Source organism: Streptomyces poonensis, assembly GCF_014650915.1.
Lineage (GTDB): Bacteria > Actinomycetota > Actinomycetes > Streptomycetales > Streptomycetaceae > Streptomyces > Streptomyces poonensis.
Genome location: NZ_BMVW01000005.1, coordinates 413170 through 426553 on the forward strand (window position 1 = coordinate 413170; position 13384 = coordinate 426553).

The window sequence follows — 13384 nt, forward strand, 5'->3', positions numbered from 1 at the left end:
CGGGGTGCGCTGCCGCACCCCGGGCACGGTGCCGGCCGGCCGCTACGGGACCAGGCTCTCCAAGGGAACGCGCGGGTCCGCGAGCCTCTCCTGCTCCACCTGGACCCCGGCGCGGATCAGGCTCTGGATCGTCTCTGTGACGTCCCACACATTCACGTTCATCCCGGCCAGCACCCGGCCCTCCCGCACCCAGAACGCGATGAACTCACGCTTCGCCGCGTCCCCGCGGATCACCACCTCGTCGTACGTGCCGGGCGGCGCCCACCCGCTGTACTCCATCCCCAGGTCGTACTGGTCGGAGAAGAAGTAGGGCACGCGGTCGTAGCTGACGTCCCTGCCGAGCATCGCGCGGGCCGCGGCCGGGCCGCCGTTGAGGGCGTTGGCCCAGTGCTCGACGCGCAGCCGCCGGTCGAACAGCCGGTGCGGGAAGGACGCCACGTCGCCGGCCGCGAAGATGTGCGGGTCGGACGTGCGCAGCCGCTCGTCCACCGCGATGCCGCCGCCCCGCGCGCGGTCGGCCAGTTCCAGGCCCGCCGCCTCGGCGAGGGCGACCCGGGGTGCCGCGCCGATCGCGGCGAGCACGTCGTGCGCGGGGTGCTCCTCGCCGTCGTCCGTGCGGGCGGCGAGCACCATGCCGTCCTGGCCGACGATCTCCGTCAGCCGGGCGCCGAAGTGGAAACGGACGCCGTGCTCGCGGTGCAGCTCGGCGAAGAGGGTGCCGATCTCGGGGCCGAGGACGCCGTGCAGCGGGGTGGGCTCGGGCTCGACGACGGTGACCTCGGCGCCGTACGTACGGGCCGCCGCCGCGACCTCCAGGCCGATCCAGCCGGCGCCCGCGATCACGATGTGGCCGTTGTCCCGGCCGAGCGCGGCGAGCACGCCCTTCAGGCGCTCGGCGTGGGCGAGCCGGCGCAGGTGGTGGACGCCCGCGAGGTGGGTGCCCGGGATGTCCAGGCGGCGGGGTTCCGCGCCGGTGGCGAGCAGCAGCTTGTCGTAGTGGACGAGGGTGCCGTCGTCGCCGAAGCGGACGGTCCTCGCGACGCGGTCGATCGCGTCGACGGTCTGGCCGAGGTGCAGCTCGACGTCGTTGCGCGCGTACCAGGACGGCTCGTGCACGAAGACGCTGTCGCGCTCGTCCTTGCCGAGCAGGAAGCCCTTGGACAGCGGCGGGCGTTCGTAGGGGTGGTCACGCTCGTCGCAGATCAGTATCACGCGCCCGGTGAAGCCCTCCGCGCGGAGCGTCTCGGCCGCCTTGGCGCCGGCCAGTCCTCCTCCGACGATGACGAATGTCTGATCCGCGTCGACCACTTGATGCCTCCTGCGGGGGTGTAGGGGTGGCCCCCAGTTCGAACTGTGCGCGTGTCACCGCGGACGTCACGCCGGACGCCGCGGCGGATGTTCCCTGCGAGCGTCCCGCACGGAGCGTGGCGCGGGAAGGGGTTGTGGCCCGATCAGGCCACGGAGGGTCACATTCGTCCCTCTTCGGAGTCGCTCACGGCACACGAAACCACAGAGATCACCTACTGCGCATGGGTCGTACGGCCCACGTCGATCACACGGGCCGCGTGAGCCTCGCGTGCAGTGAGCGCGCCGACGCGTCGGTGAGGGAGGCGATCTGGTCGACGATCACCCGCTTGCGGGCACGGTCGTCGGGCGCCTGTGCGAACAGCGCGCGGAACTGCGGCTCGAGGCCGGCGGGCGCCCGGGCGGTGAGCGCCTCGGCCAGTTCGGCGACGACGATCCGCTGGTCGGCGCGGAGCCGCTCCTGCTCGGCGCGCTGCATCACGTACAGGTCGGCGACGGCCTTGAGCACGGCGCACTCCAGACGGGTCGCGCGCGGTACGACGAGCTCGGCGGCGTACCGGGTGAGGCGCCCACCTCCGTACGCGGCCCGGGTGGCGCCCTCCGCGGCCAGGCAGAAGCGGCCGATGAGCTGGCTGGTGGCGTCCTTGAGCCGGGCCTGCGCGACGGCCGAACCGTCGTAGCCGTGCGGCCACCACTCCTGGTCCAGCAGCCGGTCGAGGGCCTCGGCGAGTTCGGCGGTATCGGTGCCGGCCGGGACGTAACGCCCGACAGCCACGGCGAAGACCGCCTGCCGTTCGGGCTCGGCGTGCAGACAGCCCGGGTCGATGTGCCCGGCGTGCAGGCCGTCCTCGACGTCGTGCACCGAGTACGCCACGTCGTCCGACCAGTCCATGATCTGTGCCTCGAAGCAGGTGCGGTGGCCGGGGGCGCCCTCGCGGACCCAGTCGAAGACCGGCCGGTCGTCCTCGTACACCCCGAACTTGGGCGACGCGGGGTCGCTGGGGTGGGCGCCGCGCGGCCAGGGGTACTTGGTGGCGGCGTCGAGGGTGGCGCGGGTGAGGTTGAGGCCCACGCTCACGGGTTCACCGGAGGCCGGGTCGGTGGTGAAACGCTTCGGCTCGATCCGGGTGAGCAGGCGCAGCGACTGGGCGTTGCCCTCGAAGCCGCCGCAGTCCTCGGCGAACTCGTTGAGGGCCTGTTCGCCGTTGTGCCCGAAGGGCGGATGACCGAGGTCGTGGGAGAGACAGGCCGCCTCGACGAGGTCCGGGTCGGAGCCGAGGGCGGCACCGAGCTCGCGGCCGACCTGCGCGCACTCCAGGGAGTGGGTGAGCCGGGTGCGGGGGCTGGCGTCCCAGGCCGGGGTGCGCGTGCCGGGCGTGACCACCTGGGTCTTCCCGGCCAGCCGGCGCAGCGCCGCGGAGTGCAGGACGCGGGCGCGGTCGCGCTGGAAGGCGGTGCGGCCGGGGCGTTTGTCGGGTTCGGCGGCCCAGCGTTCGACGTCGGCGTCGTCGTAACCGCCGGGGGCGACGTGGTGTTCGTTCGTCCCGTTCGTCCTTTTCACCCAGTTCGCCCCGTCCGTCTGGTGCTCCTGGGGTGCGATACCTGCCATATACCGACAGTAGACGCCGTGGCCGTCGAACGGGACGTGGCGATCCGGCCGGGCGGAGGGGGGCGGTCCGGTCCGGCGGCGTACGTCAGGCCGATGCCAGGGCCGGTTCCGCGGCGGAGCCGGCCCTCGTCGTCGCGAGGGCCTCGTCGTAGCGGTGGAGGACCAGGCGGGCCAGGGCCGGGTGGGCGCCGAGCGGGGCGGCGGCGACACCGGGGGCCGCCTCGGCGCACTCGGTGGCGAACCGGCCGGGCGCGGTGAAGTACGAGGCGACGGCGACCCGGTGACGGCCCCGGGCGGCGAGGGCCCGTACGGCCTCGGGCACGGTGGGCGCGGCGGCGGAGGCGTACGCGGGGACGACCGGGACGCCGAGACGGTCGGCGAGGAGCGCGGCCGTGCGGCCGGTGTCGGTGGCCGCGTCGGGGTCGCGCGATCCGGCGGCGGCGAGCACGACCCCGCTCGCCGCGCGCTCGGCGTCGGTCGCCGGGGGCCGCCACCCGGCCGCCACGAGCCGCTCGTGGAGCGTCTCGACGAGCAGCGGGTGCGGGCCGAGCGGCGCCGCGAACCGGGCGCGGACCCCGGAGGCGGCCGCGATCTCCGGGATGTCCCGCTTGACGTGGTAGCCGCGGCTGAGCAGCAGCGGTACGAGCACGGCCGCCCGGTCCCCGAGGGAGGCCAGGCCGGCGAGGGTGTCGGGGAGCAGGGGCGCGTTCAGCTCGATGTGCCCGAGATGCACGGGCAGCCCGGGCCGCTGCCCGCGCACCCGCTCGATCAGGGCCCGTACGGTCGACAGCGCGCGGGGGTCGCGGCTGCCGTGCGCCACGAGGACGAGGGCGGGGGATGCGGGGCTGATCCGGTTCATGGACCGATCCTCGGGACACCAGGTTGCTGCTCCGTTGCACGGGCGTCACGGGTGTTTTCCGGGGGTTCACCGCGGGGGGACACGCCCTGTGAGGGGCGGTGACCTGAGGCTTCACGGTCCGGACGTGAGGCTGGTCACGTGCGTGCCCGGGGAGAACCGGATCTTCGAAGGCGGCGTCTTCGTTGGCCGAGGCGGACGGCACGACGAACGCGACGGACGCGACGGACACGACGGACACGACGGACACGACGGACACGACGGAACCGGGGGCCCACACCATGCATCTGCCGCGCATCCGTGCACATGCCCGCTCCCGCACCGTACAGCGGCGGGCCGTGCAGGCGGTGATGCTGCTGTGCGTGCTGGCGCTGCTGCCCTCGGCGTGGCTGTTCACGGCGACCTCCGACCGGCTGCGGACCGCCGAGGACGTGCCGCGCACCGACGTCGCCGTGGTCTTCGGCGCGGGCCTGTGGGACGGCGAGCCCTCCCCGTACCTCGCCCGGCGGCTGGACGCGGCGGCGCGGCTGTACCGCGAGGGACGCGTCGAGGTGCTCCTCGTCACCGGTGACAACAGCCGTGCGGAGTACGACGAGCCGGACGCCATGCGCGCCTATCTCACCGACCACGGCGTGCCGGACGCGCGCATCGTCAGCGACTACGCGGGCTTCGACACCTGGGACTCGTGCGTACGCGCCCGGAAGATCTTCGGTGTCGACGAGGCCGTCCTGATCAGCCAGGGCTTCCACATCCGCCGTGCGGTGGCCCTGTGCGAGCAGGCGGGTGTGCGGTCGTACGGCATCGGGGTCGCCGACCGGCACGACGTGACCTGGTACTACGGGGCCGCCCGGGAGATGTTCGCGGCGGGCAAGGCGGCCCTGGACGCGGTGCTGGAGCCGGACCCCCACTTCCTGGGACCGGAGGAACCGGGGGTGGAACGGGCACTGGCCGAGGCGCGGTGAAGTCCTCGGTTCCTCACGTCGGCGTCCCTCCCGCCGGGAGATCCCCGTCCCGGCCGCGTAACGGACGGCGCCCCGCCGCGTAACACACCCCCCGCACGCTGGGCTTATGCAGCAGACTCCGGCGACGCCCACCCACTGCCCGTACTGCGCCCTGCAGTGCGGGATGAATCTCACGCCCGCGCGGGAGGGGGGCGTCGCGGTGGTCGAACGCCCGGACTTCCCGGTGAACCGGGGCGCGCTGTGCGGCAAGGGCCGTACGGCGGCCGCGGTGCTCTCGGAGCGGGTACGGCTGACCTCCCCGCTGGTACGGAAGGACGGCGTCCTCACGCCCGCCGGCTGGGACGAGGCACTGGACCGGGTCGCCGAGGGGATGTCCCGCGCGCGGACGGAGCACGGCCCGGACGCCTGCGGCGTCTTCGGCGGCGGCGGGCTGACGAACGAGAAGGCGTACGCGCTGGGCAAGTTCGCGCGGATCGTGCTCGGCACCTCGCAGATCGACTACAACGGGCGGTTCTGCATGTCGTCGGCGGCGGCCGCGGGCGGGAAGGCGTTCGGGCTGGACCGGGGGCTGCCGTTCCCGCTGGAGGACATCCCGAGGACGGGCTGCGTCATCCTCGTCGGCTCGAACATCGCCGAGACCATGCCGCCCGCGCTGCGCTACCTCACCGAGCTGAAGGAGAACGGCGGCCGGCTGATCGTCGTCGACCCGCGCCGGACGCGTACGGCGGAACAGGCCGACCTGCACCTCGCGCCCCGGCCGGGGACGGACCTCGCCCTCGCGCTCGGCCTGCTGCACCTGGTGGTGGCGGAGGGCCGCACGGACGACGACTACATCCGGGAGCGGACGAGCGGCTGGGAGGAGACCCGGGCGGCGGCCATGGCGCACTGGCCGGAGTACGTGGAGCGGATCACGGGTGTCTCGGTCCCCGAACTCCGCGAAGCCGTCCGGCTGTTCTGCGAGCCGGAGCACGCCATGGTGCTCACCGCGCGCGGACCCGAGCAGCAGGCCAAGGGCACGGACACGGTGGGCGCGTGGATCAACCTGTGCCTGGCGACGGGCCGCGCGGGCCGCCCGCTGTCCGGCTACGGCTGCCTCACCGGCCAGGGCAACGGGCAGGGCGGCCGCGAACACGGGCAGAAGGCCGACCAGTTGCCCGGCTACCGCAAGCTGACGGACCCCGAGGCGCGGCGGCACGTGGCGGAGGTGTGGGGCGTCGACCCGGACTCGCTGCCCGGGCCGGGCCGTAGCGCGTACGAACTCCTCGACGCGCTGGGCAGGGACGTACGGACACTGCTGCTGATGGGCTCCAACCCGGTGGTCTCGGCACCGCGCGCCGCCCACATCGAGGAACGCATCCGCTCGCTGGACTTCCTGGCGGTGTGCGACGTGGTCCTCTCGGAGACGGCGGCCCTGGCGGACGTGGTCCTGCCGGTCACCCAGTGGGCCGAGGAGACGGGCACGACGACCAACCTGGAGGGCCGCGTGCTGCTGCGCCGCCGGGCGGTCACCCCGCCGGAGGGCGTCCGCAGCGACCTGTACGTCCTGCACGAACTGGCCACCCGGCTGGGCGTGGAGAAGGGCTTCCCGACCGATCCCGAGGAGGTCTTCGAGGAGCTGCGCCGGGCGAGCGCGGGCGGGATCGCGGACTACTCGGGGATCACCTATCGGCGGCTGGCGGAGGAGGACGGGGTGTTCTGGCCGTGTCCGGCGCCGGCCGGCAGGAACACTCCTCCGGCCCACCCGGGCACGCCCCGCCTCTTCCTGGACCGCTTCGCGACGGACGACGGCCGGGCCCGCTTCGCCCCCGTCTCCCACCGCCCGATCGCCGAGGAGCCCGACGACGAGTACCCGGTGCTGCTGACCACCGGCCGCGTCGTCGCCCAGTACCAGTCCGGCGCCCAGACCCGGCGCGTCGACGAGCTGAACGCCGCCGCGCCCGGCCCCTTCGTCGAGCTGCACCCGCGGCTGGCGGAACGGCTCGGCGCGTCGGAGGGCGACCCGGTGGCGGTGGTGTCGCGGCGCGGACGCGCGGTCGCCCCGGCCCGCATCACGACCACCATCCGCCCCGACACGGTCTTCATGCCGTTCCACTGGCCGGGCGAGGGCCGCGCCAACACGCTCACCAACCCCGCGCTGGACCCGACGTCGAGGATGCCGGAGTTCAAGGCGTGCGCGGTGCGGGTGGAGGCGGTACGGGGGTGAGCCGGGCGCCCGGCGGGGTCGCTCACCGCCGGGCGGCGCATGGCGGGCAGAACCGAGCTCCACGGGCCCCATGGATTACATCGATTAAGCACGACGCTTACGACGCTGCTTGAACTTTGTTCTTCCGCTTCGCCTGCTGTCACCCGTCCTGCCTCTCGAAAAGTGACCTTGGGGCGCTCCTGCTACATTCCTGAGTCATTCTCCGACGGTTTCTTCAGCGCGGGGCGGAACATGTCATTCATGCCGGTGTTACCGGTGCACGGATTCCAAGCACAGTCGCTTCTTGATCAAGATCGAATGGCGACGGTATGGCTGGTCTCGGACGAGCGCGGAAGAATTGCCGTCCTCACCATCGGCCACCGAGTATTCGCCAGTGAGCAGGAACAACTCAGCTACTTCACATGGGCTGACACGCTGTATCGGGCGGCGGCGTCCCCGTACATCGCTGACGTGCTGGCTTACGGCGTAACCGACGACGGAAGACCCTACGTGGCAGCGACGACCGGCGCTCAGACCCTGGCCGATCAACTGGCGAGTGACCCGCTTTCCCCCGCTGCGGCCCATCGGCATGGGATCGACTTGTGCGATGCACTCTTGGCGGCACACTCACTCGGACTCGCCCATGGGGCCGTTCGTCCCTCAACGATCCTTCTACTTCAAGACCGTGCTGTGCTCGCTGGATTCGGCACAACCGCACCAGGCCTCACAACTTCAATCGCTCTCGACATGTTCACGCCTCCGGAATTCATGGCGAGTGCCTCCCAGGGAGCAACCACGGCAAGTCCGGCAGGCGACATCTACAACCTCGCCGCCACCCTGTACCTGTCGCTCGGCGGCCGACTGCCATGGGCCGACGCACCGGCCGACATGCTGTTGCGGGATCAGCGCCTGGCGGACATCCCAGGTGTCCCTCCTCAGCTGCTCGACATTCTGCGGGCGACACTCTCACCGGATTCGGCTCAACGCCCCACAGCCGTCGTGTTCCGCCGCTTTCTGCTGGCGCTGCAGCCTGGGATCGAAGATCCGGTCACCCGGTCTGTCGCACCGGGAGCCCTGCAGCCTGGAGGAGTTCGGCGGATCGCCAGCCTGGCCGTGGACGAGTTGACGACCAGTATCGCCGGGGCCGTAGGGGGTGCTGTGGGGGGCGCGGCGGCAGCTGCCCTTCTCCCCGCCCAGCCGACGGCGCCACCCCCGCCAGCGCCGGCTCCCCCTGGCCCACCGCCCGCCGTACCGCCTGCCCCAGCCGCTGCTCCCCCTCCGCCAGCCGCTGATACGGCCGGCAGCCTTTCGGGGATCGCATCCAGCATGGCCACCAAGGTTGTGGTTGCCGTGGCAGTGGGCGCTGTCATCGGCGGCGGAGTCTACGCCTACAAGGCTTCCGACAGCCTGTCTTCTACGGGAGGCGTCTCCCAGCCACACCCCTCTGCGGGCTCACCGAGAGGAGACCGCGCAGAACTGGCGGGCCAATATTCCCTCAAGCGACAGTCGATCACCCCTCCCTCCGCTCCCCGCCTCGATTCGCACCTGTGGGAAGCAGCCGATTCCGCTGGCAAATATTGGGATAGGAATGGAACTACCATAAAAAAGCTCGGTACATGCACCCGATCGGCGTGTAGGTACCAGCTGGGGATCTGGACTGGCAAACACGGGATGCTCGAAATAATTCCAAAAGCGGGAGGAGGCCTCAGCCGCACAGCAACGATTTGCAATGAAACGGTGTGCTCGACCTACACGATCCACCCAGAGAAGATAAAGTCCGGCAAAGTCTCTTCCTTCACCTTGGAATGGGTCGCGCTCAGGAGCAGTTCCCGCCGCGACCCTCTCACTATCACGCAGATCTTCGGCGCCACTCGCCGAAGTGGATAGGAGTTTGCACTACCGCCATCCGAGCTCCGTCACCATGATCAGCATGTGATCGAACTTTCGCAGCGGCTCTTGCACTCTTCCCCGCTTTGACGCGCCCCGGCCGCCTCAGCCCATTAGCCAGGGCGGCCGAAGTGTGTCGCATCAAATGCAGTGGCCCGACGGCCCCGCCCAGTCCCTCACCTCACAGCCCGGGAATTAACCTCACCACGGTCACGGTCAGCACGGACCCGGAGACGTAATAGAGCACTATGGCGCCGAGGACGGTCGCCTCCCGCCGGTCCCGTTCTCCCCTCACCGCGGTCGATCCACATCCGTACGGATCACGACCGATGGTTCGCCCCATGGCCTCCCTGAACGCTTCGGCGTTCCTCATCTTGGCGAGGGCGTCGTCGGCGGGCGGTGCGTAGGTGATGCGGTAGCTCAAGCGACGCCCCGCCTCTCGGCCTCGTCCGCGGCGAGCTTCTTCAGCAGCGCGTCCGCCGCCGGGTCGGGCACGGCCTCCAGCATCCAGTGCCGCATGACGGCGTGGATGTCGTGCACCCCGGCGTCGTCGACGGCCCGGTCGAACTCCGCCCGCCGTTCCTCGGGCAGCGCGGCCCGGATGTCGGGGATGCTGTTGGGCACCTCCACTTCGACGCCGTTGACGAAGGTCTTGAGTGGCTCGGCCATCGTCGTCCTCCTGGGAGACCGGGTTTCGCTGGGCTCACGCTCACCGTAGTGGGCGGCGGGTTCCTGCCGTACGACATCCAGTTCGCACCACACGGACTTGCCGACCGTGAGTGTGGACACGCCCCAGCGGTCGGCGACCTCCCGCACGATCAGCAGCCCGCGCCCGAACGTGTCCGCGTCCGCGGCGAGCCGCAGGTGCGGCAGGCGTTCGCCCCTCGGGTCGGAGACCGCGATGCGTACGGCGCGCTCGGTGAGGGTGAGTTCCACGCGGAAGAGGCGGTCGCGCAGGCGCCCGTGCGTGACGGCGTTGCCCGCCAGCTCGGACACCAGCAGTGCGGTGTCGGCGGCTAGTTCGGGATGACCCCACTGGGCGACGAGGCGGTGGGCGCGGTGGCGGGCGAGGGTGACGCTCTTGGGGAGTGGGGTGTAGTCGAGGCGGTCGTACTGGACGGGGGGTTCTGCGGGGGCGGCCATACCGCGCACCTCCGGGCAGGGGCGAGCAGCGCCGGATGACAACTGGCGCCGCTCTGCGATCAGTTCGTCACCGAAAGTAGGAGCGCCGTCACGCTCATCGCAAGCGCCTCCCGGAGGAATTCCTCCGTTCGGGGTTTGCGGGGCCGGTTCGCAGCGGGCCAGACTGACGGCGAGCCGATGCCAGGAGGCAGCACCGACGTGACCGCCAGCCAGCCGATGCAGGGCAACAGCACCTCCTCCGTACTGGGCCGCCGCCTCGGCGCGGAGCTCGTCAAGCTGCGCACTGCGGCCGGCCTCACACAGACCCATGCGGCCAAGGCACTGACCGCGTCCACAACGAAAGTCGCCAAGATGGAGCGCGGTTGGGTCCCCATGCGTGACCCGGACCTCAGAGCGCTGTGTGAGCTGTACGAGGTCCGTGACCTGCGTGTCATCAGAGGACTCCTGGACCTGGCCCGGATCGACCGGGAGCGGCGCAAGGCCAAGGGCTGGTGGGACGATTACGCAACCCTGGGCGACATGCAGGAGTACGTGTCACTGGAGAACGCGGCCACCGCCATCAAGGCCTGGCAACCGTCCTTCATTCCTGGACTGCTCCAAACGCCGGACTACGTACGCGCTTCGAGAAAAGCGCAGACAGCCGGAGACCCGGCGGAGGACGAGGAATTCGTTGCGGCACGCCTGACACGCCAGCAACGCCTCGTGGACGATTCTCCCCTCACCCTGCGCGCGGTTATCTATGAGTCTGCACTGCGTAATCTCCCCGCCGACGCGGCGACGGCCCGGGGACAGATCGATCACCTCGCGAAGGTGGCCGAGCAGCCCAATGTCACTTTGCTGATCCACCCCTTCAGTACCGGCCCCCAGGTCGGACTGAACGGATCGTTCAACGTCATGTCATTCGCCGAGCCCGGGGCCATGGACGTCGTGTACCTGGAGCTTCCGCTCAGCCGCCTTTGGATCGAGGGAGGTGAAGACACCGCGGCCTATAACGAACTGTTCGAGGCGATCGCCGCGCGTTCATTGAGCAAAGACGAATCCGTCTCGCACCTCCACCACCTTCGTAAGGAGCTATGAGCCATGCGCGACTTCCAGTACCAAAAGTCCAGCTACAGCGACCCCCAGCGCGAGTGCGTCGAAATAGCCACCAACATCCCCGGAACAGTCGCCATACGTGACTCGAAGAACCCGACAGGCCCCTTCATCCAGGTGCGACCGGCCACCTGGTCGGCCTTCCAACGCTCCCTGCTCGCAGGCCGGCCGAATACCTGAGTCGTTCCTGCCCGGAGGTTGGTCAGTGCCGTACAGAGGGCGTACCAGTGGGTCACCGATCACCGCGACATCCTGGAACGAGCACTGCGCTGAGCACGCGGCACCCGAGTGGCACCACGAGGTGTCATCGAGAGCCACCATGACGCCATCATCCACCTGGAGGCGGCCGGGGGCTCGCGCGCCACCCCTCCGGTCCAACTCGGCACACGCACGTACACGCAGGTCAGGGAGGGCGCACGTCGACTCCCCGCATACTCGTCCACCCAACCGCTTGCGCATGGCACCAGAATGGCGCCACTATGGCGTCATGGACCTCACGCCCTACGTCGACACCCTCCGCCGCGAACTCGCGGTGGCCGCCGAAGCCGGAGGAGACGAAGCCCGCGAGCTGGCCGAGCGGCTCACCGCCCCCCTGGAGTCGGCGGCTCGCCTGACCCTGCTCAACGCGCTCTCCGCGGCGATGGACGAGGTCACCCGCGACCTCGCCCCCGGCTCGGTCGACGTACGGCTGCGCGGACTCGACCCCGAGTTCGTGGTGACACCACCGCCCACCGACAGCGGCACCGCCGCGGAGCCGGCCGCGCCCGTCGAACCGCTCATGGCACAGGCGGCGCCCGCCGACGGCGACGAGGGCGGCACCGCCCGCGTCAACCTGCGCCTGCCGGCCCACCTCAAGGCCCGCGCCGAGGAAGCCGCGGGCCGCGAGGGCCTGTCGGTCAACGCGTGGCTGGTGCGGGCCGTGTCCGCCGCGGTCGACGGCGGCACCCGGACGCGCACGACGCAGACGACCCAGAGCATCGGACAGAGCTTCACGGGCTGGGTGCGCTAGCCGCGCCCGTCCCACACCGCTTCACCCACATCACGTCCCACCTGCGGGGACGGCCCAAGGACTCAAGAGGACGGGACAGCCATGCCTTCTTTCGACACTCCCGAACCGATTTCGGTCACCGCCCGCGTGGACGCCGGTTCCATCCGGTTCACCGCGAGCGACCGCCCCGACACGGTCGTCAAGGTCCGGCCCCGCGATCCGGAGCGGGACAAGGACGTACGGGCCGCCGAGCAGACCGAGGTCACCTACGCGAGCGGCGTGCTGACCGTCACGACGAAGCACCGCCGCCTCATCGGGCCCAGCGGCGTCGTGGATGTCACGGTCGACCTGCCCACGAGCTCGCGCATCGACATGACCGGCGCCTGGGCCCAGCTGCTCGGCGAGGGCCGGCTCGGCGAGGTCCGGGTGAAGACCTCGGTCGGCGACATCCGCCTCGACACCACGGGACCGGCGGAACTGAACGCGTCGCACGGCCAGATCACCGTGGACCGGATCGACGGCAGGGCCGAGATCACCTGCAGTACCGGCGAGGTGCGTGTCGGCACCATCGACGGCCCGGCCGTCCTGAAGAACTCGAACGGCACCACGACCGTCGGCGCCGTGACCGGTGAGCTGCGGCTGAGCGGCGCCAACGGCGGCATCGACATCGCTCGCGCCGAGGCGTCGGTCACCGGCACCTCCACCAACGGCCACCTCCGCGTCTCCGAGGTCTCGCGCGGCGAGGTCCAGTTGGAGACCTCCAACGGCTCCATCGAGATCGGCATCCGCGAGGGCACCGCCGCCTGGCTCGACGTCACCTCCAACCGCGGGCAGGTACGCAACAGGCTCACCACGTCCGACGCCCCGGAGCAGGCCGAGGAGACCGTCAAGGTCCGCGCAAGGACCAACTGGGGCAACATCGACATCCTCCGCGCCAAGGCCTGACCCCGGACCGGCCGTCCTCGCCCCACCCATTCCCCCGGCCACTTCCCCCTTCACCCTTCCCCATTCAGCCTTCAGCCTTCAGCCTTCATCCTTCGAACGGGAGGACTCCATGCCTTCATCTGTCATGTCCACGTCCAGGCAGGGTGACGGTCACCCGTCTCCGGCCGCCGTCTCCGCCGTCGGTCTGCGCAAGTCGTACGGCGACAAGACCGTCCTCGACGGCATCGATCTGCACATCCCGGCCGGGTCCGTGTTCGCGCTGCTCGGGCCGAACGGCGCCGGCAAGACCACCGCCGTGAAGATCCTGTCCACGCTCGTCTCCGCCGACGGCGGGCAGGTCCAGGTGGCGGGCCACGACCTCGCCGCCGACCCGCAGGCGGTGCGCGCCGCGATCGGCGTCACCGGGCAGTTCTCC

Annotated in this window: 12 protein-coding genes and 1 pseudogene; 7 read left to right on the forward strand and 6 right to left on the reverse strand. The window is 70.9% G+C overall.

The genetic code is table 11. The features are described 5' to 3' along the window. Positions 1-42: 42 nt before the first annotated feature. The 3 genes from IE242_RS16820 to IE242_RS16830 all read right to left on the reverse strand — a co-directional run bounded on the left by IE242_RS16820 (position 43) and on the right by IE242_RS16830 (position 3773). On the reverse strand, positions 43-1308 hold the full coding sequence (locus IE242_RS16820) for an NAD(P)/FAD-dependent oxidoreductase (RefSeq protein WP_189859923.1): 1266 nt from the start codon (positions 1306-1308) through the stop codon (positions 43-45). Between the two features lie 244 nt (positions 1309-1552). After that, positions 1553-2914, reverse strand: a complete 1362-nt coding sequence (locus IE242_RS16825; protein ID WP_229858982.1) for a deoxyguanosinetriphosphate triphosphohydrolase — start codon at positions 2912-2914, stop codon at positions 1553-1555. A gap of 85 nt (positions 2915-2999) precedes the next feature. Continuing rightward, on the reverse strand, positions 3000-3773 hold the full coding sequence (locus IE242_RS16830) for a sirohydrochlorin chelatase (RefSeq protein WP_189859926.1): 774 nt from the start codon (positions 3771-3773) through the stop codon (positions 3000-3002). A gap of 278 nt (positions 3774-4051) precedes the next feature. On the opposite strand from IE242_RS16830, the gene IE242_RS16835 reads away from it, so the two are divergent. Together IE242_RS16835 and IE242_RS16840 are read left to right on the forward strand one after the other, a co-directional pair. Then, positions 4052-4732, forward strand: coding sequence for a SanA/YdcF family protein (locus IE242_RS16835; RefSeq protein WP_189859996.1), 681 nt, complete (start codon positions 4052-4054; stop codon positions 4730-4732). A 106-nt stretch (positions 4733-4838) separates the two neighbouring features. Beyond that, positions 4839-6935, forward strand: a complete 2097-nt coding sequence (locus IE242_RS16840; RefSeq protein WP_189859927.1) for a molybdopterin oxidoreductase family protein — start codon at positions 4839-4841, stop codon at positions 6933-6935. Positions 6936-8982: 2047 nt separating this feature from the next. Here IE242_RS16840 and IE242_RS16845 read toward each other — a convergent pair. The 3 genes and pseudogenes from IE242_RS16845 to IE242_RS38835 all read right to left on the reverse strand — a co-directional run. Next, positions 8983-9225: a hypothetical protein gene (locus IE242_RS16845; protein ID WP_189859928.1), complete on the reverse strand. Its 243-nt coding sequence runs from the start codon at positions 9223-9225 to the stop codon at positions 8983-8985. Next, entirely contained in the window at positions 9222-9470 is a 249-nt protein-coding gene (locus IE242_RS38830) for a hypothetical protein (RefSeq protein WP_189859998.1), read from the reverse strand. Before IE242_RS38830 ends, IE242_RS16845 begins: the two co-directional genes overlap by 4 nt. A 159-nt stretch (positions 9471-9629) precedes the next feature. After that, positions 9630-10253: pseudogene (locus tag IE242_RS38835) on the reverse strand (ATP-binding protein); the annotation flags it as partial. Between IE242_RS38835 and IE242_RS16860 the strand changes: the two are divergent. The 5 genes from IE242_RS16860 to IE242_RS16880 all read left to right on the forward strand — a co-directional run. Then, positions 10143-11021: a helix-turn-helix domain-containing protein gene (locus tag IE242_RS16860; RefSeq protein ID WP_229858983.1), complete on the forward strand. Its 879-nt coding sequence runs from the start codon at positions 10143-10145 to the stop codon at positions 11019-11021. The pseudogene IE242_RS38835 and the gene IE242_RS16860 overlap by 111 nt on opposite strands. A gap of 3 nt (positions 11022-11024) precedes the next feature. Further along, on the forward strand, positions 11025-11216 hold the full coding sequence (locus IE242_RS16865; RefSeq protein WP_189859929.1) for a DUF397 domain-containing protein: 192 nt from the start codon (positions 11025-11027) through the stop codon (positions 11214-11216). Positions 11217-11523: 307 nt separating this feature from the next. Then, positions 11524-12045: a hypothetical protein gene (locus IE242_RS16870; RefSeq protein WP_189859931.1), complete on the forward strand. Its 522-nt coding sequence runs from the start codon at positions 11524-11526 to the stop codon at positions 12043-12045. 81 nt (positions 12046-12126) lie between these two features. Beyond that, positions 12127-12969: a DUF4097 family beta strand repeat-containing protein gene (locus IE242_RS16875; RefSeq protein WP_189859933.1), complete on the forward strand. Its 843-nt coding sequence runs from the start codon at positions 12127-12129 to the stop codon at positions 12967-12969. Between the two features lie 109 nt (positions 12970-13078). Next, positions 13079-13384: ATP-binding cassette domain-containing protein (locus IE242_RS16880; RefSeq protein WP_229858984.1), on the forward strand; the 306-nt coding region annotated here is incomplete at its 3' end.

What these genes read in the sequence shown, in the direction of transcription:
- IE242_RS16865 (WP_189859929.1), top strand. Translation starts at nt 11,025, where the DNA reads ATGCGCGACTTCCAGTACCAAAAGTCCAGCTACAGCGACCCCCAGCGC.
- IE242_RS16875 (WP_189859933.1), top strand. Translation starts at nt 12,127, where the DNA reads ATGCCTTCTTTCGACACTCCCGAACCGATTTCGGTCACCGCCCGCGTG.
- IE242_RS38830 (WP_189859998.1), bottom strand. Translation starts at nt 9,470, where the DNA reads ATGGCCGAGCCACTCAAGACCTTCGTCAACGGCGTCGAAGTGGAGGTG.
- IE242_RS16840 (WP_189859927.1), top strand. Translation starts at nt 4,839, where the DNA reads ATGCAGCAGACTCCGGCGACGCCCACCCACTGCCCGTACTGCGCCCTG.
- IE242_RS16870 (WP_189859931.1), top strand. Translation starts at nt 11,524, where the DNA reads ATGGACCTCACGCCCTACGTCGACACCCTCCGCCGCGAACTCGCGGTG.
- IE242_RS16835 (WP_189859996.1), top strand. Translation starts at nt 4,052, where the DNA reads ATGCATCTGCCGCGCATCCGTGCACATGCCCGCTCCCGCACCGTACAG.
- IE242_RS16825 (WP_229858982.1), bottom strand. Translation starts at nt 2,914, where the DNA reads ATGGCAGGTATCGCACCCCAGGAGCACCAGACGGACGGGGCGAACTGG.
- IE242_RS16830 (WP_189859926.1), bottom strand. Translation starts at nt 3,773, where the DNA reads ATGAACCGGATCAGCCCCGCATCCCCCGCCCTCGTCCTCGTGGCGCAC.